This is a genomic window from Paracoccus panacisoli (assembly GCF_042435015.1).
GTDB classification, from domain to species: domain Bacteria; phylum Pseudomonadota; class Alphaproteobacteria; order Rhodobacterales; family Rhodobacteraceae; genus Paracoccus; species Paracoccus panacisoli.
Genome location: NZ_JBHMQU010000089.1, coordinates 1 through 21,924, shown reverse-complemented (window position 1 = coordinate 21,924; position 21,924 = coordinate 1). Strand labels below are relative to the sequence as shown.

Below are 21,924 nucleotides of genomic sequence, written 5' to 3'. Positions count from 1 at the left end.
CCGAGGGCAGCCCCGAGGCCCGGCCCCGCCCCGAGCCCCCGCGCAGCGACGGGCGCGAGGCGCGGGCGCCGCGGGGCGGGACGCGCCCGCCCTCGCCCGCCGATGCGGCGCCGATCGACGACGGGCTGCCGCAGGCCCTGCCCCGCCCGCGGACGATGGAGATGGTGACGCGGATCGCCGGCGCCCGGCCGTCGCGGGTCACCCGTTTCTTCATCAACTCGGGCGTGGCGCTTTTGACCTTCATCCTGTCGATGGCGGCGCTGCGGTTCTTCGACAACCTCATGGCCACCTATCCGCTGCTCGGCTGGGTCGGGATCGCGCTCTTCGCGCTGTTCACGGTCGCCGCGCTGGCGATGGCGGTGCGGGAATATGCCGCCTGGGCGCGGTTCGGGAAGATCGACGAGATCCACCGCGCCTCGGGCGCGGCGCTCGCCAAGGGCGACCTGACCGCGGCGCGGGCGGTGGTGGACCAGCTCGACACGCTCTATGCCCGCCGGCCCGAGATGGCGTGGGGGCGCCAGAGCCTCGCCGAACGCCGCGGTGACGCGTTCGACGCCCACACCCTGCTGTCGCTGGCCGAGGCCGAGCTGCTCGCCCCCCTCGACCAGCAGGCCCGGCGCGAGATCGAGGCGGCCTCGCGCACCGTGGCGGCGGCGACGGCGCTGATCCCGCTGGCGCTCGCCGATGTGCTGGCCGCGCTGGCGGCGAACCTGCGGATGATCCGGCGCATGGCCGAGATCTACGGCGGCCGCGCGGGCGCGGTCGGCGGCTGGCGGCTGGCGCGGACGGTGATCACCCATCTGGTCGCCACCGGCGCGGTGGCGGCGGGCGACGACCTCATCCACACCGTCGCGGGCGGCGGCGTGCTCGCCAAGGTCAGCCGGCGCTTCGGCGAGGGGGTGGTGAACGGCGCGCTGACCGCCCGCGTCGGCATCGCCGCGATGGAGGTCTGCCGGCCGCTGCCCTTCATCCAGGCGCGCCGGCCCTCGGTCGGGAACCTCGTCGGGCGCGGGTTGAAGGGGCTGTTCGGCAATGACTGAGGCCGCGCCCGCGGCCCGGTCGCGCGGGCGTATCTGAACCGGAACGACGCCGTGACGCGGGGCGCCCGGTTCGGATGCCGGGGGCTTCCGCCGGGCGCAGCAAGGGACTAGCGTGGCGCGCATGAGATGGAACCTGCCCAACCTGCTGACGCTGATGCGTCTGGTCGCCGCCCCCGGCGTGCCGCTGATGTTCCTGTACTTCAGCCGGCCCTTCGCGGATTTCGCGGCGCTGACGCTCTTCGTGCTGGCGGCGGTGACGGACTGGATCGACGGGCACCTCGCCCGGCAGTGGCAGCAGGAAAGCCGCTTCGGCGCGGCGATGGACCCGATCGCCGACAAGGCGATGGTGGTGATCGCGCTGGTGGTCATCACCGGCTATTCGGGCATGAACCCGTGGCTGATCCTGCCCGCCACGGTGATCCTGTTCCGCGAGGTCTTCGTCTCGGGCCTGCGCGAGTTCCTGGGCGCCGACGCCGGCAAGCTGAAGGTCACGAAGCTCGCCAAGTGGAAGACCACGGCGCAGATGGTGGCGATCGCGATGATGTTCCTCGGCACCGGGCTCGACTATTACGAAAAGGGCCACGCGCCGCTGGTGGGTGAGGGGCGGCTGCCCTGGTCGGACGACTGGTCGGACCTCACCACCCAGGCCGGGCTGCTGCTGATGTGGGTCGCGGCGATGCTGACTGCGATCACCGGCTGGGATTACTTCCAGAAGGCGCGGCCGTGGCTCAGGGACGTGCGATGACCACGCTCGACGTCCTCTATTTCGCCTGGCTGCGCGAGCGGATCGGGGCGCCGCGCGAGCGGATCGAGACCGCCGCCGCGACGGTCGGCGACCTCGCCGCCGAGCTCGCCGCGCGGGACGACCGCCATGCCGCGGCGCTGTCGGACCTGCGTGCGGTGCGGGTGGCGGTGGACCAGCAGTTGGCCGCGATGGACACGCCGCTGGCGGGCGCGCGCGAGGTGGCGTTCTTCCCGCCCATGACCGGGGGCTGAGCCATGCGCGTCCTCGTCCAGTCCGAGCCGTTCGACGCTACAGCGCTGCTCGACGGGTTCGGGGCGGGCGCGGGGGCGGTCGTGACCTTTACCGGGCTGGTGCGGGGGGACGGCGGGCTCACGGCGCTGGACATCGAGCATTACCCGGGGATGACCGAGCGCGCACTGGCGGATCATGCGCAGGCGGCGCTGGACCGCTTCGGGCTGACCGACGTGCTGGTGGTGCACCGCTACGGGCACCTGCCGGTGGGGGCGCCGATCATGATGGTGGCGACCGCCGCCCGGCACCGCCGCGCGGCCTTCGATGCGGCGGATTTTCTGATGGACTGGCTGAAGTCCCGCGCCCCGTTCTGGAAGCGCGAGATCACCGCCGCGGGCCCGGGCGACTGGGTCGCCGCCGCGGACCATGACGAGGCGGCGCTGGACCGCTGGCGCTGAGCCGTCAGCCCGGCGGGCGCAGGCCGAGCGCGCGGCCGAGGCGCGAGTGCGCCAGCTCGCCGATCAGTCCCCGCCGGAACAAGAGCACGCAGACCATGAACACCACCCCGGTGATGATCGTCACCGGGAAGTCCGTGGTCGCCAGCCGCTGCTGCAGCGCGATCACGATCCCCGCCCCGACGATCGGCCCGAGCATCGTGCCGATGCCGCCGATCAGGGTCATCAGGATCACCTCACCCGACATCTGCCAGGCCACGTCGGTCAGCGTGGCGAACTGCAGCACCAGCGCCTTGAGCCCGCCGGCCAGCCCCGCCAGCGCCGCCGACATGACGAACGCCCCCAGCTTGTAATGCGCCACCGAGTAGCCGAGCGAGATCGCCCGCTGCTCGTTCTCGCGGATGGCCTTGAGGATCATCCCGAAGGGCGAGTGCACGAAGCGCCAGATGATCACGAGGCCGAGCAGGAACACCACGAGGACGAAGAAATACATCGTCAGCGGCTGGTTGAGGTCGATCACCCCGAACAGATGCCCGCGCGGGACGGACTGGATGCCGTCCTCGCCATGGGTGAAGGGCATCTGCAGGCAGGCGAAGAAGAACATCTGCGCCAGGGCGAGGGTAATCATGGCGAAGTAGATGCCCTGCCGGCGGATGGCGATGGCGCCCATCAGCAGCCCCAGCCCCGCGGCGCCCGCGACGCCAAGCAGCAGCGCGAACTCGGGCGGCCAGCCCCAGACCTTGGCGGCATGGGCGGTGAAATAGGCCGCCCCGCCGAAGAAGGCGGCGTGGCCGAAGGACAGAAGCCCCGTGTAGCCCAGCAGCAGGTTGAACGCCGCGGCAAAGAGGCCGAAGCAGAGCAGCGTCATCAGGAATACGGGATAGACGAAGAACGGCGCGGCGATCAGCAGCACCAGCCCGATGATGAGCAGCAGCGCCTGGGTGCCGGCGCCCATCTCGCGGGCGGGCGCCTCGGTGGCGGGGATGTCGGAGCCTCGGGCCATCTCAGGCCTCCTTGCCGAAGAGGCCCGCGGGCCGAAGGATCAGGACGATCGCCATGATGACGAAGATCACGATGTTGGACGCCTCGGGGTAGAAGACCTTGGTCAGCCCCTCGGCGATGCCGAGCAGATAGCCGGTGAGGATGGCGCCCATGATCGAGCCCATGCCGCCGACCACGACCACGGCGAAGACGACGATGATGATGTTCGACCCCATCAGCGGCGAGACCTGATAGATCGGCGCGGCCAGCACGCCCGCCAGCGCCGCCAGCCCCGCGCCCAGCGCATAGGTCAGGGTCAGCAGCATGGGCACGTTGATCCCGAAGGACTGGACCAGCACCGGGTTCTCGGTCGCCGCCCGCAGCGTCGCGCCGAGGCGGGTCTTCTCGATCAGCGCCCAGACCGCGAGGCAGGCGATGAGCGAGGCGACGATCACCCAGCCGCGGTAGATCGGCAGCACCATGAACCCGAGGTTGACCGCCCCGGTCAGCGCCGGCGGCGCCGAATAGGGCTGCCCCGAGGCGCCGAAGTAGTAGCGCATCGTCCCCTCGAGCGCGAGCGCGAGGCCGAAGGTGAAGAGCAGGCCATAAAGCGGGTCGAGGCTGTAGAGCCGCGAGAGCATGGTCCGCTCCAAGAGCGCGCCGAAGCCGCCGACGACCAGCGGCGCCACCACCAGCGCCGCCCAGTAGGGGATGCCGAGCCACTTGAGCCCCAGCAGCGCCACGAACGCGCCGAGCATGTACTGCGCGCCGTGGGCGAAGTTGATGACGCGCAGCAGGCCGAAGATCACCGCGAGGCCGAGCGAGAGCAGCGCGTAGAACGAGCCGTTGATCAGCCCGACGAGAAGCTGCCCGAGGAACGCCTGGATGGGGATTCCGAAGATCATCGTCATGTCACACCCCCAGCGTTTCGTGCAGGCTGTCCATCCGGGCGTCGAGTTCGCCGACCGGGAAGCCGTGGGTGATCACCCCGTGGTCCATGACGTAGAACCGGTCCGCGACGCGCGAGGCGAAGCGGAAGTTCTGCTCGACCAGCACGACGGTCATGCCGCGTTTCTTCAGTTCGCGCAGCACCGCGCCGATGGCGTCGATGATGACCGGGGCCAGCCCCTCGGTCGGCTCGTCGAGCAACAGGCAGCGCGCCCCGGTGCGCAGGATGCGCGCCATGGCGAGCATCTGCTGCTCGCCCCCCGACAGCTTGGTGCCGGGCGAGTTCCGCCGTTCGCGCAGGTTCGGGAACAGCGCGTAGATCTCGTTCAGCGTCATGCCGCCCGGGGCTACGACCGGGGGCAGCATCAGGTTCTCGTCCACCGAGAGGGTGGCGAAGATGCCGCGTTCCTCGGGGACGAAGCCCAGCCCGGCGCGGGCGACGCGGTGCAGCGGCATCGCCAGCAGGTCCTGCCCGGCAAAGGTGGCGCGGCCGGTGCGCTTCTTCACGATCCCCATGATCGCGCGCAGCGTCGTGGTCTTGCCCATGCCGTTGCGGCCGAGGATGCAGACCGTCTCGCCCTCGTTCACGGTCAGGTCCACGCCGTGCAGGATGTGGCTTTCGCCGTACCAGGCGTTCAGCCTTTCGACCTCGAGCAGCGCGCTCATGCTTCGGACCCCATGTAGGCGGTGCGGACGCGGGGATCGGCGGCGACGGCGGCATAGTCGCCCTCGGCCAGGATTTCGCCGCGTTGCAGGACGGTGACGTGGTCGCAGATGTCCTCGACCACCTTGAGGTTGTGTTCGACCATCAGCACGGCGCGCGACCGGGCGACCTCGCGGATGATCGCGGCGACGGTGGCCACGTCCTCGTGCCCCATGCCGGCCATCGGCTCGTCGAGCAGCAGCACCTCGGGGTCGAGGGCGAGCGTCGTGGCGATCTCGAGCACGCGCTTGCGGCCGTAGCTCAGGTCCGCGGCGCGGACGTCGCGCCAGGGGGTCAGGCCCAGCTCATCGATCAGCACCTCGGCGCGGCCGTTCAGCACGTCGAGCGCGGCGAGCGGGCGCCAGAACTGGGTGTGCAGCTCGGCCGGGCGTTGCAGCGCCACGCGGACGTTCTCCAGCACCGTGAGGTGCGGGAACACCGCCGAGATCTGGAACGACCGCACCAGCCCCATCCGCGCCACCGCGTCGGGGCGCATCCGGGTGATGTCGGTTCCCATCAGCGTGATCGTCCCGCGGGTGGGTTGCAGGAACTTGGTCAGCAGGTTGAAGACGGTGGTCTTGCCCGCCCCGTTCGGCCCGATCAGGGCGTGGATGCGGGCGTGCTCGACGTCGAGGTTCACGTCGTTGACGGCGGTGAAGCCCGCGAAGTCCTTGCCCAGCCCGCGGGCGGACAGGACCACCCGCGGCTCGGCGTGTTCGGCCAGTGCAACACTCATGCGCGTCACTTCACCAGCGGGCAGCCGGATTCGGCCGGCGGCAGATAGGCGACGTCCCCCGGCGTGGTCGAGATGATCTTGGCCAGGTCCCATTCGCCGGTGCTCTCGGCGGGGGTCTTGACCTGCATCAGATAGACGTCCGAGACCATCCGGCCGTTGGCCTGCACCTTGCCGTTCTCGGCAAAGGCGTCCTGCACCGGCATCTCGTGCAGCTTGGCGGCCACCGCCTCGGTCTCGTCGGTGCCGGCGGCCTCGACCGCCTTGAGATACTGGCGCGCGGCCGAATAGGTCGCGGCCTGCACCATCGAGGGCTTGGCGCCGGTGCGGGCCTCGTATTTCGCCGCGAACTCGCGGCTCGCGTCGTTGCGGTCCCAATAGTAGCTCTCGGTGAAATAGAGCCCCTGCGCCGCCTCGAGCCCCAGCCCGTGGACGTCGGTGATCATCAGCAGAAGCCCGGCGAGGTTCTGGCCGCCGGCGGTGATCCCGAACTCGGCCGCCTGCTTGATCTGGTTTTGGGTGTCCATGCCGGCGCTGGCGAGGCCTACGACCTTGGCCCCCGACGCCTGCGCCTGCAGCAGGAAGGCCGAGTAGTCCGTGGCCCCGATCGGGAAGCGCACGGTGCCCAGCACCTTGCCGCCCTTGGCGTCGACCGTCTTGGTGGTGTTTTCCTCCAGCGAGTAGCCGAAGGCGTAGTCGGCAGTCAGGAAGAACCAGCTGTCGCCGCCCGCCTCGACCAGCGCCCCGCCAGTCGAGACGGCGAGCGCGTGGGTGTCATAGGCCCAGTGGAAGCCGTAGGGCGAGCACGCCTTGCCGGTCAGCTCGGTCGTGCCGCCGCCGGTGATCATGGTGATCTTCTTCTTCTCGACGCTGATCGCCTGCACCGCAAGCGCCACCGAGCTGGTGGTCAGGTCCATGATCGCGTCGACCTGGTCGCGGTCATACCACTGGCGGGCGATGTTCGACCCGATGTCGGCCTTGTTCTGGTGGTCGGCGCCGACGACCTCGATCGGCGTGTCGCCGATCTTGCCGCCGAACTCCTCGGCGGCCATCTTCGCGGCCTCGAGCGAGCCGGTGCCGCCCAGCGCGGAATAGACGCCGGACTGGTCGTTCAGCACCCCGATCTTGATCTTGCCGTCGCTCATCTCGGCGTGCGCGGGCAGCGCCAGCAGCGCGGCGGTGGCGGCGGTCATCATCAGGCAGGCGGTGTTCGGAAAACGGGTCATGGCGCATCCTCCCCAGGTGCGGCGGTCATGTCGGGACGGGGGGCGAAGGCGCGCGGACGCGCCCCCGCCCCAAGGGCCGTGTGCGGCGCCTTACTTGACCAGCGGGCAGCCCGACTTGGCCGGGTCAAGGAACGCCTGGTCGCCCGGGATCGTGGCGAGGACCGTGTAGTAGTCCCACGGCTCCTTCACCTCGTCGGGCTTCTTGACCTTCATCAGATAGACGTCGTGGATCATCCGCCCATTCGCCGCGACCTTGCCCTGGGGGGCGAAGGCGTCGCTGACCGGCAGCTCGTGCAGCTTGGCCGCCACTGCGTCGGCATCGTCCGAGCCCGCGGCCTCGATGGCCTTGAGGTAGCTGCGCACGGCCGAATAGACGCCGGCCTGGTTCATGTTCGGCATCTTGCCGGTCCGCTCCATGAACTTCTTGCCGAACTCGCGGCTGGCGTCGTCGCGGTTCCAGTAGAATCCCTCGGTCAGGGTCAGCCCCTGCGCGGCCTCAAGCCCGAGACCGTGCACCTCGGCGATGGTCAGAAGCAGCGCAGCGAGCTGCTGGCCGCCCTGGGTGATGCCGAACTCGGCGGCCTGCTTGATGGCGTTCTGGGTGTCGAGCCCGGCGTTGGCGAGGCCGATGACCTTGGCCCCCGACGACTGCGCCTGCAGCAGGAAGGACGAGAAATCCGTGGTGCCGAGCGGGTGGCGCACCGAACCCGTGACCGTGCCGCCCTTTTCCTTGACGATCGCCGCGGTGTTGTCCTCGAGCGAGTAGCCGAAGGCGTAGTCGGCGGTCAGGAAATACCAGCTGTCGCCGCCGTGATCGACCATCGCCCCGCCGGTCCCGACGGCGAGCGCGTGGGTGTCATAGGCCCAGTGGAACCCGTAGGGGGTGCAGGCCTTGCCGGTCAGGTCGGTGGTCGCCGCGCCGGTGTTGATGGTGATGCGCTTCTTTTCCGCCGAGAGCGCCTGCACGGCGAGGCCGACCGAGGACGAGGTCAGCTCCATGATCGAATCGACCTGCTCGGTGTCGTACCACTGCCGCGCGATGTTGCTGGCAATGTCGGCCTTGTTCTGGTGGTCGGCCGAGACGACCTCGATCGGCGCGTCCAGAACCTTGCCGCCGAATTCCTCGACCGCCATCTTCGCCGCCTCGACCGACCCGAGCCCGCCGAAATCGGCGTAGACGCCGGACTGGTCGTTGAGGATCCCGATCTTCACCTTGCCGTCCGAGATCTCGGCCACGGCGGGTGCGGCGATCAGCGCCACGGCGGCGGCCGCTGCGGCATAGGTCTTGCTCATGTCTGTCTCTCTCCCTGTCGATCCGACGCGCATTGGCGGCGCGCCCATGGCCGCGTGGCCACTTTCTCCCACCCGCACCGTGGCGAAAGTGACGCGACGTTGCAACCCGTGTTGCGCGCCGCGGGGGGCGGTGAATGGCGGCGAAAATCGCGCCCCCGGCAGGGGTGCGGGGGATGGCGGCCGACCGGGGTGCCGGGCATGCGGCACCGGGTCGCGGGCGCGCTCGGCACCGCCCGTCGCCGGTGGCGATTGTTGCGGGGGCGCGGGCGGCGTGGCACGGATCGGGCATGACGCTGACCGCCCGCATCGTCGCGCTGGTTCTGGCCGTGCAGCTGGCGCTGACCGGCGCCGCCGCCGTGGCGCTGGCGCTGGGGGCCCGCGCCTCGGTCGCAGCCGAGGTCGCGGCGTCAAGCCATTCAGCCCGCAGCCTCGTCCTCGCCGCGCTCGCCACGCTCAGCGGGACGGTGCCGGGCGGGCGCCTGCCCGCCGCGCTGGCCGAACGGCTGGTCGAGCCGCGGCACGCCCGCATCACCGTCTATGAGGGGCTGAGCGGGCGCAGCCTGTCGCCCGGCACGGCAACGCCGCGCCCCGACCTGCCGCCGCGCTGGTTCGTGCGGCTGCTCTCGCCGCCCGGGCAGGCGACCGAGCTGCCCATCGTGCAGGACCGGCTGCGCTACGGGATGGTGATGATCGCCCCTGACCCCACAGTGGGGCTGGCGGCGCTGTGGCGCGACGCCCGGACGCTGGCGCTGCTGACCGCCGTCGCGGCGCTGGCGCAGGTGCTGGCGACCGCGATGATCCTGCGCGCGGGGCTCGCGCCGCTGGCACGGCTGCGCGAGGTGGTGAACCGGCTCGGCCGCGGCGAGCTTTCGGCGCGGGCGGGGGCGGTGACGACGCCCGACCTCGCCCCGCTCGCCGCCGACGTGGACCGGCTGGGCGCGGCGCTGGGGGCGGCCGAGGCCGAGCGCGCCCGCCTGTCCCGGCAGGTGGTCGGCCGCGGCGACCAGGAGCGCAAGGCGATCGCCCGCGACCTGCACGACGAATACGGGCCCTGCCTCTTCGCGCTGAGGGTCGAGGCGCAGGCGATCCGCGACCGCGCCACCGACCCGGCGCTGCGCGAGCACGCCGACAACATTCTGTCGATCGCCGCCGAGATCCGCCGGGTGAACACCGCGCTGCTCGCCGGCCTCCGGCCGATGGCGCTGGGGCAGCTGCCCTTCGCGGCCGTGCTGGCCGACCTGATGGCCGAGGCGCGGGCCCGTGATCCCGGGGTCGCATGGACCATCGACCTGCCCGACACCCTGCCCGAACCGGACGAGGCGACCGCGCTGACCATCTATCGCATCCTGCAGGAAGCAAGCACCAACAGCCTGCGCCATGCCGGCGCCACCCGCATCGCGGCCAGCGTTCGCCACGCGCCCGGCCGGGGCTGGACGGTGCGGCTGTCGGACGACGGCCGCGGCCGCGGCGGAGCCCCGGACGGCAACGGCATCAGCGGGATGCGCGAGCGCGTAGCGCTGCTCGGCGGCAGTTTTGACGTGCAGGACGGGCCGCGAGGTGTCACAGTCACCGCGACCCTGCCCGAGGCCGCCGCATGACCCTGCCCCGCCCGCGTTCCGGCCGTGCCGCGCCCCTGTCCGGGCCGTTCACCGCGCCCGGGCGGGCGGTCCGGTCCCTGCGCCCGCCCGATCCGACCCGGCCCGCCCCGTGCCGTCGGCCGCCGACCGTCCCGGCGCCGATCCGTCCGCCCCTGCACCCAGTTGCCTGAGCCCCGATGACCGACGCAGACCGCGCCCCGACGGCGCCCGACTCCTCCCCCGACCCCGCGGCCCCGCGCGTCGCGCTGGTGGTCGACGACCATCCCATCACCCATCTCGGCTGCGGGCGGCTGCTCGGAGAGCTCGGCTATGGCCGCGTCCTCAAGGCCATGACCGGGGCCGAGGCGCTGGCTGCGCTCGAGACCGAGCAACCCTCGGTCGTGGTGCTCGACATCGCGCTGCCCGACGCGCCGGGGCTGACGCTGATCGCCCCGATCCGCGAGCGTGCGCCCGAGGCAATGGTGCTGGTCTTCTCGATGAACGATCAGCCCGGCTTCGCTGCCCGGGCGCTGGCCGAGGGGGCGCAGGGGTTCCTGTCGAAGAACGCCGCGCCCGAGGAGTTCGCCACCGCGATCCGCGCGCTCGAAGCGGGGGAGTACTACCTCTCGCCCGCCGTGGCGCTGGCGCTGGCGACGCGGCAAGCGGGCGCCGGGCGGCGGGCCGAGCTGACCGAGCGCGAGGAACAGGTGCTGGCACTGATCGGCGCCGGCCGGTCCCTGCAGCAGATCGCCGACGAGATCGGAATCAGCTACAAGACCGTGGCCAACACGTCCTCGACGCTCAAGCGCAAGCTGAACGTGACCGGGATGCCGGGGCTGGTGCGCGAGGCGCTCGAGCGCGAGGGGCTGGGCTAGCGGTCCGTTGGATCAGTCCAAAGGAGGTCAGGGGACGCGTTAGGGAACCGGGGTCCACTGCACGTCGTCGATCCGCGCCGCGCCGGTCGCCAGCATCACCAGCCGGTCGAAGCCCAGCGCGATGCCGCTCGCGTCCGGCATCTGCGCCAGGGCGGCCAGGAAATCCTCGTCCAGCGGGTAGCGCTCGCCATAGACGCGGGCGCGCTCGTCCATCTCGGCGGTGAAGCGGCGGCGCTGCTCGGCGGGGTCGGTCAGCTCGCCGAAGCCGTTGGCGAGCTCGACCCCGCAGGCGTAAAGCTCGAACCGCTCGGCCACGCGCGGGTCGTCGGCGGCGCGGCGGGCGAGCGCCGCCTCGGGCGCCGGGTAGCGGTCGAGGAACGTGGCGCGGCCGTGGCCGAGATGCGGCTCGACCCGGGCGACGAGGATGCGCGACAGGATGTCGGGCCAGCCGTCGTCGGGGGCCACCCGCAGCCCGGCCGCCTCAGCCTGCGCGGCCAGCCCGTCGCGGTCGGTGGAGCCGTCGGCGCGGATCGTGGCGAGCAGGTCGATGCCCGCGTGGCGGGCGAAGGCATCCGCGACCGACAGTCGCTCGGGCGTGGCGAAGGGGTCGCATTCCACATGGCGGAACCTGAGCCGCGTGACCCCTGCCGCCTCGCCGGCCAGCCGCAGCAGCGCCGCGCAGTCGTCCATGAGCGCCGTGTAGTCCTCGCCCGCGCGATACCATTCCAGCATGGTGAACTCGGGCGAATGCAGCGCCCCGCGCTCGCGGTTGCGCCAGACATGGGCGAAGGCGGCGATGCGGGTCTCACCCGCGGCGAGCAGCTTTTTCAGCGCGAACTCGGGCGAGGTGTGCAGATACATCGTCCGGGGGGTGCCGTCGTTGCCGATCGCCTCGGTGGCGAAGCCGTGCAGATGCGCCTCGTTGCCCGGCGAGCGGGCGAGCGCGGCGGGATCGACCTCGGTGAAGTCCTGCGCCGCCAGCCAGCCGCGGATCGCGGCCTGGATGCGGTTCCGCGCCACCAGCAGCGGGCGGCGGTCGGCGTGGCGGGTGGCGTCCCACCACGGGGTGTCGGGGGTCGTCTGGGCGGGCAACGGGCGGCCTCTGGCGATTTGGCGCGGGATAAGCTAGAGAGCGCGGCGATATTTCCCGCATCCCCCGAACGCAAGAAAGACCGTCCGTGAAAGTCATCGCCTCCTCGCTGCGCAAGGGCAACGTCGTCGAACTGGACGGCAAGCTCTATGTCGTGCTGACCGCCCAGAACTTCCACCCCGGCAAGGGCACGCCCGTGACGCAGGTGGACATGCGCCGCATCGCCGACGGGGTGAAGGTCTCCGAGCGCTGGCGCACCACCGAGCAGGTCGAGCGCGCCCACGTGGACGAGCGCGGCTATGACTTCCTCTACGAGGACGGCGAGGGGTTCCACTTCATGGAGCCCGAGACCTACGAGCAGGTCGTGGCCCCCGCCGACATGGTCGGCGAGCAGAAGGCCTATCTGCAGGAAGGGATGCGGGTGTTCCTGCAGGTCTATGACGGCGCCCCCATCGCCATGGAGCTGCCGCAGAAGATCACCGTCGAGGTCACCGAGACCGAGCCGGTGGTGAAGGGGCAGACCGCGTCCTCGTCCTACAAGCCCGCGACCTGCGACAACGGGCTGCGGGTGATGGTGCCGCCGCATATCGGCGTGGGCACCCGGATCGTGATCAACACCGAAGACAACTCGTACGTCGAGCGCGCCAAGGACTGAATGGCCTTGAAGGGGGGCTTTGCCCCCCGCGCGCGAGGCGCGCTCCCCCCAGGATATTTGGGTCCAGCCCGAGGGGGTCAGATCACCGTGATGCCGGTGCCGTCCTCGACCCGGCCGACGATGGCGGCGAGCGGGTAGCCTGCGGCGTGGATGCCGGCGAGGGTGGCCTCGGCGGCCTCGGGTGCGACGGCGACCAGCAGCCCGCCCGAGGTCTGCGGGTCGGTCAGCAGGTGGCGCTGCCAGTCGGGCAGGTTCTCGGGCAGCGTGACCTCGGCGCCGTAGGCGGCCCAGTTGCGATGCGAGGCGCCGGTGACGAAGCCCGCCTCGGCCAGCTCCTCGGCGCGGGTGAGGAAGGGCAGGCGCGCGCGCTCGATCACCACGCGGGCGTTCGAGCCGCGCGCGACCTCGAGCCCGTGGCCGAGGATGCCGAAGCCGGTCACGTCGGTGATGGCGTGGACGGCCGGGTCGTCGGCGAGATCCGCGCCGACCTTGTTCAGCAGCGTGGTCGAGGCGATCATTTCGGCGATCCCGTCCTCGTCCAGCGCCGATTTTTTGATCGCCGCCGAGTAGATGCCGACCCCCAGCCCCTTGGTCAGGATCAGCGCGTCGCCGGGCTTGGCGTCGGCGTTGCGGCGCAGCCGTGCGGGGTGGACGAGGCCGATCACCGCGAGGCCGTAGATCGGCTCGGGCGAGTCGATGGAGTGACCGCCGGCGACCGGGATGCCGGCCTCGGCGCAGATCGCGCGGCCGCCCTCGAGGATCTCGCGGATCATGGCGGCGGGCAGCTTGTCGATGGGCATCCCGAGGATCGCCAGCGCCATGATCGGCCGCCCGCCCATGGCGTAGATGTCCGAGATGGCGTTGGTCGCGGCGATGCGGCCGAAGGCGTGCGGGTCATCCACCATCGGCATGAAGAAATCCGTGGTGGCGATCACCGCGAGGTCGTCCGAGACCTGCCACACCGCCGCATCGTCCGCCGTCTCGGTCCCTACGAGAAGCTGGGGGAAGGCCTGCGCCGCCGCCTGGCCGGCGAGCAGTTCGCGCAGCACCGCGGGCGCCAGCTTGCAGCCGCAGCCGCCCCCGTGGGACAGTTGCGACAGGCGGATCGGGTCGGTGGTCATGGCGGTCCCCTTGGCTTGCTTGGGCGTGGGCATGGGCGTGGCACGGGGGTAGCACCCCGCCCGGCGAAGCGGAAGCGTGCCGCCCCGCCACGGCTGGTGACGGGCGGTGACAGCGCCCCCGCCGCCCTGCTAGGCAGGGGCGGAGGAGCAACCGGACAGGGCGCGGGGCGTGGAGTCGAGCGGCACAGGCATGGTCGGCAGGGGGGCGGCGGGGGCCCCGCGGCTCAACGTGGCGTTCGTGCTCGCCCGGCGCTTCACCCTCGCGGCCTATGCCAATTTCGTCGATGTGCTGCGGCTGGCCGCCGACGAGGGCGACCGCTCGCGGCCGATCCTCTGCCGCTGGGCGGTGCTCGGCACGCCCGGCACCGCCATCCGCGCCAGTTGCGGGACGCGGATCGAGCCGGACACCGCGCCCGAGAACCCCGCGCAATACGATTACGTCGTGGTCATCGGCGGGCTGATTGGCGCGCCGCAGCCGCTCGACCCCGCGCTCGGCGCCTTCGTGCGGCGGGCGGCGGCGGCGGGGGTGCCGCTGGCCGGGGTGTGCACGGGCGTCTTCATCCTCGCCCGCGCCGGGCTGATGGCGGGGCGGGACGCCTGCGTGAGCTGGTTTCACCACGACGAGTTTCAGGCCGAGTTCGGGGCCGGGTCAGCCGCGGGGGCTGGTCCCGCCGCGCCGCGTCCGGTGAGCGACCGGACGCTGGTGGTGGACGGGGACCGGCTGTCGTGCTCGGGCGGGGTCAGCGCGGCGCAGCTGGCCGCGCTGCTCGTCGATCGGCACATCGGCCGGGCGGCGGCGCGCAAGGCGCTCGCCATCATGATGATCGACACGCCCGGCGGACCGGGGGCCCCGGCCTTCGGCGACCAGCCGCAGCCGGGAATGCCGCTCGAGCTGTCCACCGCCGATCCGTTGGTGCGGCGGGCGCTGATGATCCTGCAGCAGCGGCTGGACAGCCCGCCCACGGTGGCGGCGCTGGCGGCGCATCTGGGCGTCGGGCGGCGCCGGCTCGAACGGCATTTCGCCGCCGCGCTGGGGCTGTCGCCCGCGGCGGCGGCGATGCGGCTGCGGCTGGCGCAGGCGCGGATGCTGATCGCGCGCGGCGACGCGCCGCTGGCCCGGGTCGCCGACGCCACCGGCTTCTGCGACGCGAGTCACCTGATCCGGGTGTTCCGCGACGCCGAGGGCCAGACCCCCGACCGCTGGCGCCGCCAGCCCCGCGCCGAGGTGCCCCGATGACCGACCCCGACCCCTCCCCGCCCGGCCACCACGGCGCGCGGCTGTCGTTCTAGGGCCGGATGGCCTATGGCGACTACCTGGCGCTCGACCCGATCCTGTCGGCGCAGCATCCGCTGTCGGGCGCCCACGACGAGATGCTGTTCATCATCCAGCACCAGACCAGCGAGCTGTGGATGAAGCTCGCCCTGCACGAGCTGGGTGCGGCGCGCGAGGCGATCGCGGCCAGGCGGCTGCACGAAAGCTTCAAGATGCTGGCCCGTGTGGCCCGGATCATGGAGCAGCTCAATTCGGCGTGGGACGTGCTCAGGACCATGACCCCCAGCGAATACCAGCAGTTCCGGCCGATGCTCGGGGAAAGCTCGGGGTTCCAGAGCTGGCAGTACCGGATGATCGAGTTCGTCGCCGGCAACCGCAACCCGGCGCTGATCGGCCCGCACGCGCACCGGCCCGAGCTGGCGGCGGCGCTGCGCGACGAGCTGGCGCGGCCCTCGCTTTACGCCGTGGTGCTGGGGCGGCTGGCCGAGGCCGGGTTCGACGTGGCCCCGCCCGCGGATGTCGCGGCCCCGACCCGCCCCGATCCGGCCGCCCGCGCCGCCTGGGGCGCTGTCTACGCCGACCCGCAGCGGTACTGGAGCCTCTACGAGCTCGCTGAGAAGCTGGTCGACTTCGAGGACTACTTCCGCCGCTGGCGCTTCAACCACCTGACCACGGTCGAGCGGATCATCGGCTTCAAGCGCGGCACCGGGGGGACGGCGGGGGTGGATTACCTGCGCCGGATGCTGGACGTGGTGCTGTTTCCCGACCTGTGGGACCTGCGCAGCGCGCTGTGATCACATCCCTCGCGCAAGGGGCCTCGATGCTTGACGCAAGGGCCCCGCCGGCCGCATCATGGGCGGACCTATCTTGGTGGACAGGCAAAAAGGAGGATCGGATGAACATCGACCTCTCACGCCGCAGCTTTCTGAGGCTGGCGGGTGCGGGTGTCGCGGCAACGTCGCTGGGGGCGATGGGGTTCGGAACGGCCGAGGCGGCTGAGTTGGCGCATGTGCGCGACTTCAAGCTGACGGCGATGACCGAGACCCGCAACACCTGCCCCTACTGCTCGGTGGCCTGCGGCATCATCGTCTATGCCGCCCCCGGCGAGGACGGCAAGCGCCGCGTCATGCACATCGAGGGTGACGCCGACCACCCGGTCAACCGCGGAACGCTGTGCCCCAAGGGCGCGGCGCTCAAGGACTTCGTCAACGCCGAGACCCGGCTGACGCAGCCGATGATCCGCAAGCCCGGCGCCACCGCGTTCGAGCCGATCTCGTGGGACGACGCGCTCGACCGCATCGCCCGCGCGATGAAGGACGACCGCGACGCCAACCTGCTGCAGACCAACGAGGCGGGCGTGCCCGTCAACCGCTGGACGACGACGGGTTTCCTCGCGGCGTCGGCCACCACCAACGAAACCGCCTGGCTGACCTACAAGGTCGTCCGGTCGATGGGAATTGTAGGCTTCGACAATCAGGCGCGCGTCTGACACGGCCCCACGGTGTCCAGTTTGGGCCCGACATTTGGCCGTGGAGCGATGACGAACTCCTGGACCGACATCAAGAACACCGACCTGGTGATCGTGATGGGCGGCAACGCCGCCGAAGCCCACCCCTGCGGGTTCAAGTGGGTCACTGAAGCCAAGCACCATCGCGGTGCCAAGCTGATCGTCGTGGACCCGAGGTTCACGCGGACGGCGGCCGTCAGCGACTATTACGCGCCGATCCGGCCGGGGACCGACATCGCCTTCCTGATGGGGCTGATCCGCTGGATGATCGCCAACGACAAGGTCCAGTGGGACTACGTCCGGGCGTTCACAAACGCGGCCTTCATCGTCAAGGACGAGTTCGGCTGGCAGGATGGCCTGTTCACGGGCTACGACGAGCAGAAGCGCGACTATGACAAGTCGAGCTGGGATTACGTCGTGGGCGACGACGGCTTTGCCGTCACCGATCCCACGCTGCAGAACCCGCGCTGCGTCTGGAACCTGCTCAAGGCCCATGTCGAGGTCTACACCCCCGAGATGGTCGAGCGGATCTGCGGCACCCCGCAGGACCGTTTCCTGAAGATTGCCGAGATGATCGGGGAATGCTCGTCTCCCACCAGGACGATGACCTCGATGTACGCGCTGGGCTGGACGCAGCACTCGAAGGGCGCCCAGAACATCCGCGGCATGGCGATGTTGCAGCTGATCCTCGGCAACATCGGCGTGCCCGGCGGCGGCATGAACGCGCTGCGCGGACACTCGAACATCCAGGGGCTGACCGACCTCGGGCTGATGTCGAACCTGATCCCGGGCTACCTGAACATCCCGACCGAGAAGGAGCCCGACTGGGCCACCTATCTCAAGTCGCGGGCGTTCAAGCCGTTGCAGCCGGGCCAGACCAGCTATTGGCAGAACTATCCCAAGTTCATGGTTTCGTTCATGAAATCCATGTGGGGTGACGCGGCGACCGTGGACAACGACTGGGCCTTCCACTACCTGCCCAAGCTCGACGTCCCGGCCTACGACATGCTGCGGATGTTCGAGCTGATGGACCAGGGCCGGGTCAACATCTACTTCTGCCAGGGGTTCAACCCGCTGATGGCGCTGTCCAACCGCGGCAAGAACACCAACGCCTTGAGCAAGCTCAAGATGCTGGTCGTGATGGACCCGCTCGAGACCGAGACCGCGCGGTTCTGGGAAAACCACGGCGCCTACAACGACGTGGACAGCGCCGCGATCCAGACCGAGGTGATCCAGCTGCCGACCTCGTGCTTTGCCGAGGACGAGGGCGCGCTGGTGAACTCGGGCCGCTGGCTGCAGTGGCACTGGGCGGCGGCGGACATGCCGGGCGATGCGCGGCTGGACACCTGGATCATGGCGCAGATCCACCTGCGGGTGAAGGCGCTCTATCAGGCCGAGGGCGGGGTCTTCCCCGACCCGATCCTGAACCTGACCTGGGACTATGCCGACCAGAACGAGCCGAAGCCCGACGAGCTCGCCCGCGAGCTGAACGGCCGCGCGCTCGGCGACGTGACCGACCCCAAGGACGCGACCAAGGTGCTGACCGCGGCCGGCAAGCAGGTGAAAAGCTTCGCCGAACTGCGCGACGACGGGTCCACCGCCTGCGGCTGCTGGATCTATTCCGGCTGCTTCAACGAGGACGGCAACAACATGGCCCGCCGCGACAACGCCGACCCCTCGGGGATGGGCGTGCACGCGAAATGGGCGTGGAGCTGGCCGGTCAACCGCCGGACGCTCTACAACCGCGCCTCGGCGGACCTCAACGGCCAGCCGTGGGACCCGACCCGGCCCATCATCCAGTGGACCGGCGAGAAATGGGAAGGCAACGACGTCCCCGACATCGCCCCCACGGCGAAGCCGGGCGAGGTCATGCCGTTCATCATGAACCCCGAAGGGGTGTCGCGGCTCTTCAGCCGCGGGATGATGCGCGACGGGCCCTTCCCGACCCACATGGAGCCGTTCGAGAGCCCGGTCCAGAACGTGTTCAACGCCCGGATGCGCGGCAACCCGGTGGCCCGGGTGTTCGCCTCGGACGTGGCGCATCTGGGCAACTCGGCCGAGTTCCCGTTCGTCGCCACCAGCTACCGGCTGACCGAGCATTTCCACTACTGGACCAAGCACAACAAGGTGAACGCCGCGTTGCAGCCCGAGTTCTTCGTGGAGATCAGCGAGCAGCTGGCCGCCGAGAAGGGCATCGAGAAGGGCGGCTGGGTGCGGGTGTGGTCCAAGCGGGGCGAGGTCCGCGCCAAGGCCCTCGTCACCAAGCGGATCAAGCCGCTGATCTGTGACGGCAAGCCCGTCCATGTCGTCGGCATTCCGCTGCACTGGGGCTTTGTCGGTGCGGCGAAGAAGGGCTGGGGGCCGAACAGCCTGACACCCTTCGTCGGCGACGCCAACATCGAGACGCCGGAATACAAGGCGTTCCTCGTCAACATCGAACCCAGCGTGGGGGAGGCCGTGTCATGACCACTCCGACCGACACCACGATGATGACCACTCCGGCGACGGCAGCCGCGACGGCTCCCGGGGCGGCACCCGTGACGGCTCCTGCCGCCACGGCCGCCCCGGCGGCGGCGGCACCTGCGGCGACGGCGGCGGCGGCCCCCTCGGGCAACGCCACCACGGGGCCAGCGGTCACGACCGCGACGACCCCGATCCCGACCCACAACTCGCCCCCCAACATGGCGATGATGAACCCGCCAGTGCAGCCGGGCACAGCGGTGCTGGGCCAGGCCGCGGTGGTGCGGTCCTCGGCCGGCGGGCCGGTGGCCGAGAACCCGACGCCGCTCGACGCGGTGGCGAAGCTCATCGACATCTCGAAGTGCATCGGCTGCAAGGCCTGCCAGTCGGCCTGCGCCGAGTGGAACGACACGCATCCCGAGATCGGCGTGAACGTGGGGGTCTATGAGAACCCCCACGACCTCACCGCCGAGATGTGGACGCTGATGCGCTTTGCGGAATACGACAACCCGGACACCGGCAACTTCGAGTGGCTGATCCGCAAGGACGGCTGCATGCACTGCGAAGACCCGGGCTGCCTCAAGGCGTGCCCGGCGCCGGGCGCGATCGTCAAGTATTCCAACGGGATCGTGGACTTCATCAGCGACAACTGCATCGGCTGCGGCTACTGCATCTCGGGCTGTCCGTTCGACATCCCGCGGCTCAACGCCAACCATGTGGTCAAGAAGTGCACCCTCTGCTCGGACCGGGTGGCGGTGGGGCAAGGCCCGGCCTGCGCCAAGGCCTGCCCGACGCAGGCGATCACCTTCGGCACGAAAGAGGACATGAAGACCCTCGCCGCCGAGCGGATCGAGGATCTGCGCGGGCGCGGCTACGCCGATGCGGGGCTCTATGACCCGCAGGGCGTGGGCGGGACGCACGTGATGTATGTCCTGCAGCACGCCGACCGGCCGCATATCTACAACGATCTGCCGGACGATCCGTCGATCTCGGGCGTGGTCTCGACGTGGAAGGGCAACGCCAAGCCCGTGGGTCTGGCGGCGGTCGGCCTGGCCGCCGTGGGCGCGGCGGCGATGGCGGTGTTCCACCGCGGCAACCGCGTCACGGTCGAGGATGAGCGCGAGGCCCAGCAGATGGTGCGCGAAGAGATCGGGACGGCGCCCGCGCCGACCGTGGACGACAGGGGTCAGGTGTGATGGCAGGACGCGAGTTTTCGGAATCCACCGACAAGATCCTGAGCCTGCGCCCGGTCGAGGTCCGCCGCTACGTGACCTTCACCCGGATCAACCACTGGTTCACGGCGATCTGCTTCATCCTGCTGATGCTGTCGGGCTTCGCGCTGTTCAGCCCGGCGCTTTACGGGCTGACCGGGCTCTTCGGCGGCGGGCAGACGACGCGCTGGCTGCATCCCTTCATCGGGATCGCGCTGTCGGTCAGCTTCCTCGGGATGTTCGTGCAGCTCGTGCACCTGAACATCCTGCGGCGCGAGGACCTCGTCTGGACCTCGCAGATCGGCGACGTGATCGCAGGGCACGAAGAGCGCCTGCCGGAACTCGGCAAGTACAACTTCGGCCAGAAGACCGTGTTCTGGGGGATGTTCTGGGTGATCCTCGCGCTGCTGATCTCGGGGATCATGATGTGGGTGCAGTACTTCCCCACGCTGGTCTCGATCGAGACGCGGCGGATCGCCATCCTCGTCCATTCCATCTCGGCGGTGCTGATCGTGCTGGTGTTCATCCTGCACGTCTTCGCCGCGGTGTGGACGCAGGGCACGATCCGGGCGATGACCCGCGGCACCGTCACCGGCGGCTGGTCGTGGCGCCATCACCGCAAATGGCTGCGGGAACTGGCTAGACGCCAGACCTCGAAACCGGCAGAGTAACCCTTCGCCCGTGGCCGGTCCGGCCCGACGGAGGAACGATGACCGATCCGATCCAGCCCAGACCCGACATGATCGGCGGCGTCCCGACGCCGCCGCTTGCCATTCTGCCCAAGCTGCCGGCGCTCTTCACCCGCCGCGCCGAGCGGCTCGCGTTCCTGGCCGAGGGGTCCAACCTCGGGCCGTATCTCGGCTTCCTTGCCGCGCTGGCGCAGGTGCAGGCCCGGCTGGCCGCGGCGCTGCCGCCGCTTCCCCCGCTCGACCCCGACCGCGTGGCGCAGGCTCGCGCCGCCCGGATGCCGCCCATCGACCGGCAGGCCGAGGCGGATGACGAGGCGCTCGGCGGCACGCTCGACGCGCTGATCGTGGCGGCGCGCGAGATCGAGATGCCGGCGCCCGCGCGGCTGGCGCTCGATGCGCTGGCCGCTGCCGGGCCCGAGGACCGCGCCTGGCTGATCGGCAACGTCATGGCCGACGACATCCCCGCCGACAGCGCCGCCCCGCATCTCTTCGTCGCGGCGGCGGTGCAGACCCACCTCGCCCGCCGCGCGGCGGGGCTGGACGCCGCGGCGCTGGTGCCGATCCGCACCGGCGTCTGCCCGGTCTGCGGCGGGCGGGCCTGCGCCTCGGTGGTGACCGGGATCATGGGCGCGGAGGGCGCGCGCTACGCTGCCTGCGCCGGCTGCCAGACGCTGTGGAACGAGGTGCGGGTCAAGTGCCTGTGCTGCGGCGAGAACGGCAAGATCGGCTTTCAGGCGGTCAGCGACGGCTCGGGCACCGCCGACGCCGACGGGACCGGCGCCCAGATCAAGGCCGAGACCTGCGGCGATTGCGGCCAGTGGGTCAAGCAGATGGCGCAGAACCGCAACCCCTCGCTCGACCCGGTGGCCGACGACGTGGCCTCGCTGGGCCTCGACGCGCTGATGCGCGACAGCGAATGGCGGCGCGGCGGCTTCAACCCCTTCCTCATCGGATACTGACCCGGTGGAGGCGTTCCGCGCCCTGCCCTCGGTGGACCGGCTGCTCGGCGCCCCCGCCGGCGCGGCGCTTGTCGCCGCCCACGGCCGCCAGTCCGCGACCGAGGCGCTGCGCGACGCGCTGGACGCCGCCCGCGCGACCGTGCGGGCGGGCG

22 protein-coding genes and 1 pseudogene are annotated in these 21,924 nt (G+C 70.8%); 15 read left to right on the top strand and 8 right to left on the bottom strand.

Annotated features, from left to right (window positions below):
* From ACFHYO_RS15580 to ACFHYO_RS15565, 4 genes are all read left to right on the top strand, one after another.
* The coding region (locus tag ACFHYO_RS15580) for a YcjF family protein (RefSeq protein ID WP_394321601.1) at nt 1-1,040 on the top strand (1,040 nt) is incomplete at its 5' end.
* A gap of 121 nt (nt 1,041-1,161) precedes the next feature.
* A complete protein-coding gene (gene pgsA / locus ACFHYO_RS15575; protein ID WP_394321603.1) occupies nt 1,162-1,785 on the top strand; it encodes a CDP-diacylglycerol--glycerol-3-phosphate 3-phosphatidyltransferase in 624 nt (207 codons plus the stop codon).
* Nucleotides 1,782-2,036 (top strand): molybdopterin converting factor subunit 1, encoded by a 255-nt coding sequence (moaD, locus tag ACFHYO_RS15570; RefSeq protein ID WP_043132358.1) that lies wholly within the window; start codon nt 1,782-1,784, stop codon nt 2,034-2,036. The genes pgsA and moaD overlap by 4 nt, the downstream gene beginning before the upstream one ends.
* Before the next feature lie 3 nt (nt 2,037-2,039).
* Entirely contained in the window at nt 2,040-2,474 is a 435-nt protein-coding gene (locus ACFHYO_RS15565; protein WP_394321599.1) for a molybdenum cofactor biosynthesis protein MoaE, read from the top strand.
* Nucleotides 2,475-2,478: 4 nt separating this feature from the next.
* On the opposite strand, the gene ACFHYO_RS15560 is transcribed toward ACFHYO_RS15565, so the two are convergent.
* The 6 genes from ACFHYO_RS15560 to ACFHYO_RS15535 form a co-directional block, all read right to left on the bottom strand.
* On the bottom strand, nt 2,479-3,474 hold the full coding sequence (locus ACFHYO_RS15560; protein ID WP_394321597.1) for a branched-chain amino acid ABC transporter permease: 996 nt from the start codon (nt 3,472-3,474) through the stop codon (nt 2,479-2,481).
* Nucleotide 3,475: 1 nt separating this feature from the next.
* On the bottom strand, nt 3,476-4,363 hold the full coding sequence (locus ACFHYO_RS15555) for a branched-chain amino acid ABC transporter permease (protein WP_036702867.1): 888 nt from the start codon (nt 4,361-4,363) through the stop codon (nt 3,476-3,478).
* Between the two features lies 1 nt (nt 4,364).
* The gene (locus ACFHYO_RS15550) at nt 4,365-5,066 is read right to left on the bottom strand and encodes an ABC transporter ATP-binding protein (protein WP_036711280.1); all 702 of its coding nucleotides are present in this window, start codon (nt 5,064-5,066) and stop codon (nt 4,365-4,367) included.
* Entirely contained in the window at nt 5,063-5,839 is a 777-nt protein-coding gene (locus tag ACFHYO_RS15545) for an ABC transporter ATP-binding protein (RefSeq protein ID WP_036702871.1), read from the bottom strand. Before ACFHYO_RS15545 ends, ACFHYO_RS15550 begins: the two co-directional genes overlap by 4 nt.
* A 5-nt stretch (nt 5,840-5,844) precedes the next feature.
* Nucleotides 5,845-7,062, bottom strand: a complete 1,218-nt coding sequence (locus ACFHYO_RS15540; RefSeq protein WP_394321594.1) for an ABC transporter substrate-binding protein — start codon at nt 7,060-7,062, stop codon at nt 5,845-5,847.
* A 90-nt stretch (nt 7,063-7,152) separates the two neighbouring features.
* A complete protein-coding gene (locus ACFHYO_RS15535; protein ID WP_394321592.1) occupies nt 7,153-8,355 on the bottom strand; it encodes an ABC transporter substrate-binding protein in 1,203 nt (400 codons plus the stop codon).
* A 287-nt stretch (nt 8,356-8,642) separates the two neighbouring features.
* Here ACFHYO_RS15535 and ACFHYO_RS15530 point away from each other — a divergent pair, with 287 nt between their 5' ends.
* Both ACFHYO_RS15530 and ACFHYO_RS15525 read left to right on the top strand, forming a co-directional pair.
* Nucleotides 8,643-9,953, top strand: a complete 1,311-nt coding sequence (locus ACFHYO_RS15530) for a histidine kinase (protein WP_394321591.1) — start codon at nt 8,643-8,645, stop codon at nt 9,951-9,953.
* 176 nt (nt 9,954-10,129) lie between these two features.
* Nucleotides 10,130-10,807 (top strand): response regulator, encoded by a 678-nt coding sequence (locus ACFHYO_RS15525; RefSeq protein WP_394321589.1) that lies wholly within the window; start codon nt 10,130-10,132, stop codon nt 10,805-10,807.
* 39 nt (nt 10,808-10,846) lie between these two features.
* Here the strand turns inward: ACFHYO_RS15525 and epmA are convergent, their stop codons facing one another.
* Nucleotides 10,847-11,899, bottom strand: coding sequence for an EF-P lysine aminoacylase EpmA (gene epmA / locus ACFHYO_RS15520; RefSeq protein ID WP_394321587.1), 1,053 nt, complete (start codon nt 11,897-11,899; stop codon nt 10,847-10,849).
* An 86-nt stretch (nt 11,900-11,985) separates the two neighbouring features.
* Between epmA and efp the strand changes: the two genes are divergently transcribed.
* Nucleotides 11,986-12,552 (top strand): elongation factor P, encoded by a 567-nt coding sequence (gene efp / locus ACFHYO_RS15515; RefSeq protein WP_036701139.1) that lies wholly within the window; start codon nt 11,986-11,988, stop codon nt 12,550-12,552.
* Between the two features lie 77 nt (nt 12,553-12,629).
* On the opposite strand, the gene selD is transcribed toward efp, so the two are convergent.
* Entirely contained in the window at nt 12,630-13,673 is a 1,044-nt protein-coding gene (gene selD / locus ACFHYO_RS15510; protein WP_043132368.1) for a selenide, water dikinase SelD, read from the bottom strand.
* A 190-nt stretch (nt 13,674-13,863) separates the two neighbouring features.
* Here selD and ACFHYO_RS15505 point away from each other — a divergent pair, with 190 nt between their 5' ends.
* The 8 genes and pseudogenes from ACFHYO_RS15505 to ACFHYO_RS15475 form a co-directional block, all read left to right on the top strand.
* Entirely contained in the window at nt 13,864-14,910 is a 1,047-nt protein-coding gene (locus ACFHYO_RS15505; RefSeq protein ID WP_394321585.1) for a GlxA family transcriptional regulator, read from the top strand.
* Nucleotides 14,911-14,969: 59 nt separating this feature from the next.
* Nucleotides 14,970-15,740 (top strand): tryptophan 2,3-dioxygenase, encoded by a 771-nt coding sequence (locus tag ACFHYO_RS15500; protein WP_394321583.1) that lies wholly within the window; start codon nt 14,970-14,972, stop codon nt 15,738-15,740.
* Nucleotides 15,741-15,841: 101 nt separating this feature from the next.
* The gene (locus ACFHYO_RS16180) at nt 15,842-16,435 is read left to right on the top strand and encodes a molybdopterin-dependent oxidoreductase (protein WP_512700653.1); all 594 of its coding nucleotides are present in this window, start codon (nt 15,842-15,844) and stop codon (nt 16,433-16,435) included.
* A gap of 12 nt (nt 16,436-16,447) precedes the next feature.
* Nucleotides 16,448-18,919: a formate dehydrogenase-N subunit alpha gene (gene fdnG, locus ACFHYO_RS15495; protein ID WP_211096272.1), complete on the top strand. Its 2,472-nt coding sequence runs from the start codon at nt 16,448-16,450 to the stop codon at nt 18,917-18,919.
* Complete coding sequence (gene fdxH / locus ACFHYO_RS15490) at nt 18,916-20,109, top strand: formate dehydrogenase subunit beta (protein WP_394321580.1); 1,194 nt, start codon at nt 18,916-18,918, stop codon at nt 20,107-20,109. The genes fdnG and fdxH overlap by 4 nt, the downstream gene beginning before the upstream one ends.
* Complete coding sequence (locus ACFHYO_RS15485) at nt 20,109-20,795, top strand: formate dehydrogenase subunit gamma (protein ID WP_394321578.1); 687 nt, start codon at nt 20,109-20,111, stop codon at nt 20,793-20,795. The genes fdxH and ACFHYO_RS15485 overlap by 1 nt, the downstream gene beginning before the upstream one ends.
* 38 nt (nt 20,796-20,833) lie before the next feature.
* Nucleotides 20,834-21,772, top strand: coding sequence for a formate dehydrogenase accessory protein FdhE (fdhE, locus tag ACFHYO_RS15480; protein ID WP_394321576.1), 939 nt, complete (start codon nt 20,834-20,836; stop codon nt 21,770-21,772).
* 4 nt (nt 21,773-21,776) lie between these two features.
* Nucleotides 21,777-21,924, top strand: a pseudogene (locus ACFHYO_RS15475) (L-seryl-tRNA(Sec) selenium transferase); the annotation flags it as partial.

Coding starts and splice junctions, on each gene's coding strand:
- pgsA (WP_394321603.1), top strand. CDS start 1,162: ATGAGATGGAACCTGCCCAACCTGCTGACGCTGATGCGTCTGGTCGCC.
- moaD (WP_043132358.1), top strand. CDS start 1,782: ATGACCACGCTCGACGTCCTCTATTTCGCCTGGCTGCGCGAGCGGATC.
- ACFHYO_RS15565 (WP_394321599.1), top strand. CDS start 2,040: ATGCGCGTCCTCGTCCAGTCCGAGCCGTTCGACGCTACAGCGCTGCTC.
- ACFHYO_RS15560 (WP_394321597.1), bottom strand. CDS start 3,474: ATGGCCCGAGGCTCCGACATCCCCGCCACCGAGGCGCCCGCCCGCGAG.
- ACFHYO_RS15555 (WP_036702867.1), bottom strand. CDS start 4,363: ATGACGATGATCTTCGGAATCCCCATCCAGGCGTTCCTCGGGCAGCTT.
- ACFHYO_RS15550 (WP_036711280.1), bottom strand. CDS start 5,066: ATGAGCGCGCTGCTCGAGGTCGAAAGGCTGAACGCCTGGTACGGCGAA.
- ACFHYO_RS15545 (WP_036702871.1), bottom strand. CDS start 5,839: ATGAGTGTTGCACTGGCCGAACACGCCGAGCCGCGGGTGGTCCTGTCC.
- ACFHYO_RS15540 (WP_394321594.1), bottom strand. CDS start 7,062: ATGACCCGTTTTCCGAACACCGCCTGCCTGATGATGACCGCCGCCACC.
- ACFHYO_RS15535 (WP_394321592.1), bottom strand. CDS start 8,355: ATGAGCAAGACCTATGCCGCAGCGGCCGCCGCCGTGGCGCTGATCGCC.
- ACFHYO_RS15530 (WP_394321591.1), top strand. CDS start 8,643: ATGACGCTGACCGCCCGCATCGTCGCGCTGGTTCTGGCCGTGCAGCTG.
- ACFHYO_RS15525 (WP_394321589.1), top strand. CDS start 10,130: ATGACCGACGCAGACCGCGCCCCGACGGCGCCCGACTCCTCCCCCGAC.
- selD (WP_043132368.1), bottom strand. CDS start 13,673: ATGACCACCGACCCGATCCGCCTGTCGCAACTGTCCCACGGGGGCGGC.
- ACFHYO_RS15505 (WP_394321585.1), top strand. CDS start 13,864: ATGGTCGGCAGGGGGGCGGCGGGGGCCCCGCGGCTCAACGTGGCGTTC.
- ACFHYO_RS15500 (WP_394321583.1), top strand. CDS start 14,970: ATGGCCTATGGCGACTACCTGGCGCTCGACCCGATCCTGTCGGCGCAG.
- ACFHYO_RS16180 (WP_512700653.1), top strand. CDS start 15,842: ATGAACATCGACCTCTCACGCCGCAGCTTTCTGAGGCTGGCGGGTGCG.
- fdxH (WP_394321580.1), top strand. CDS start 18,916: ATGACCACTCCGACCGACACCACGATGATGACCACTCCGGCGACGGCA.
- ACFHYO_RS15485 (WP_394321578.1), top strand. CDS start 20,109: ATGGCAGGACGCGAGTTTTCGGAATCCACCGACAAGATCCTGAGCCTG.
- fdhE (WP_394321576.1), top strand. CDS start 20,834: ATGACCGATCCGATCCAGCCCAGACCCGACATGATCGGCGGCGTCCCG.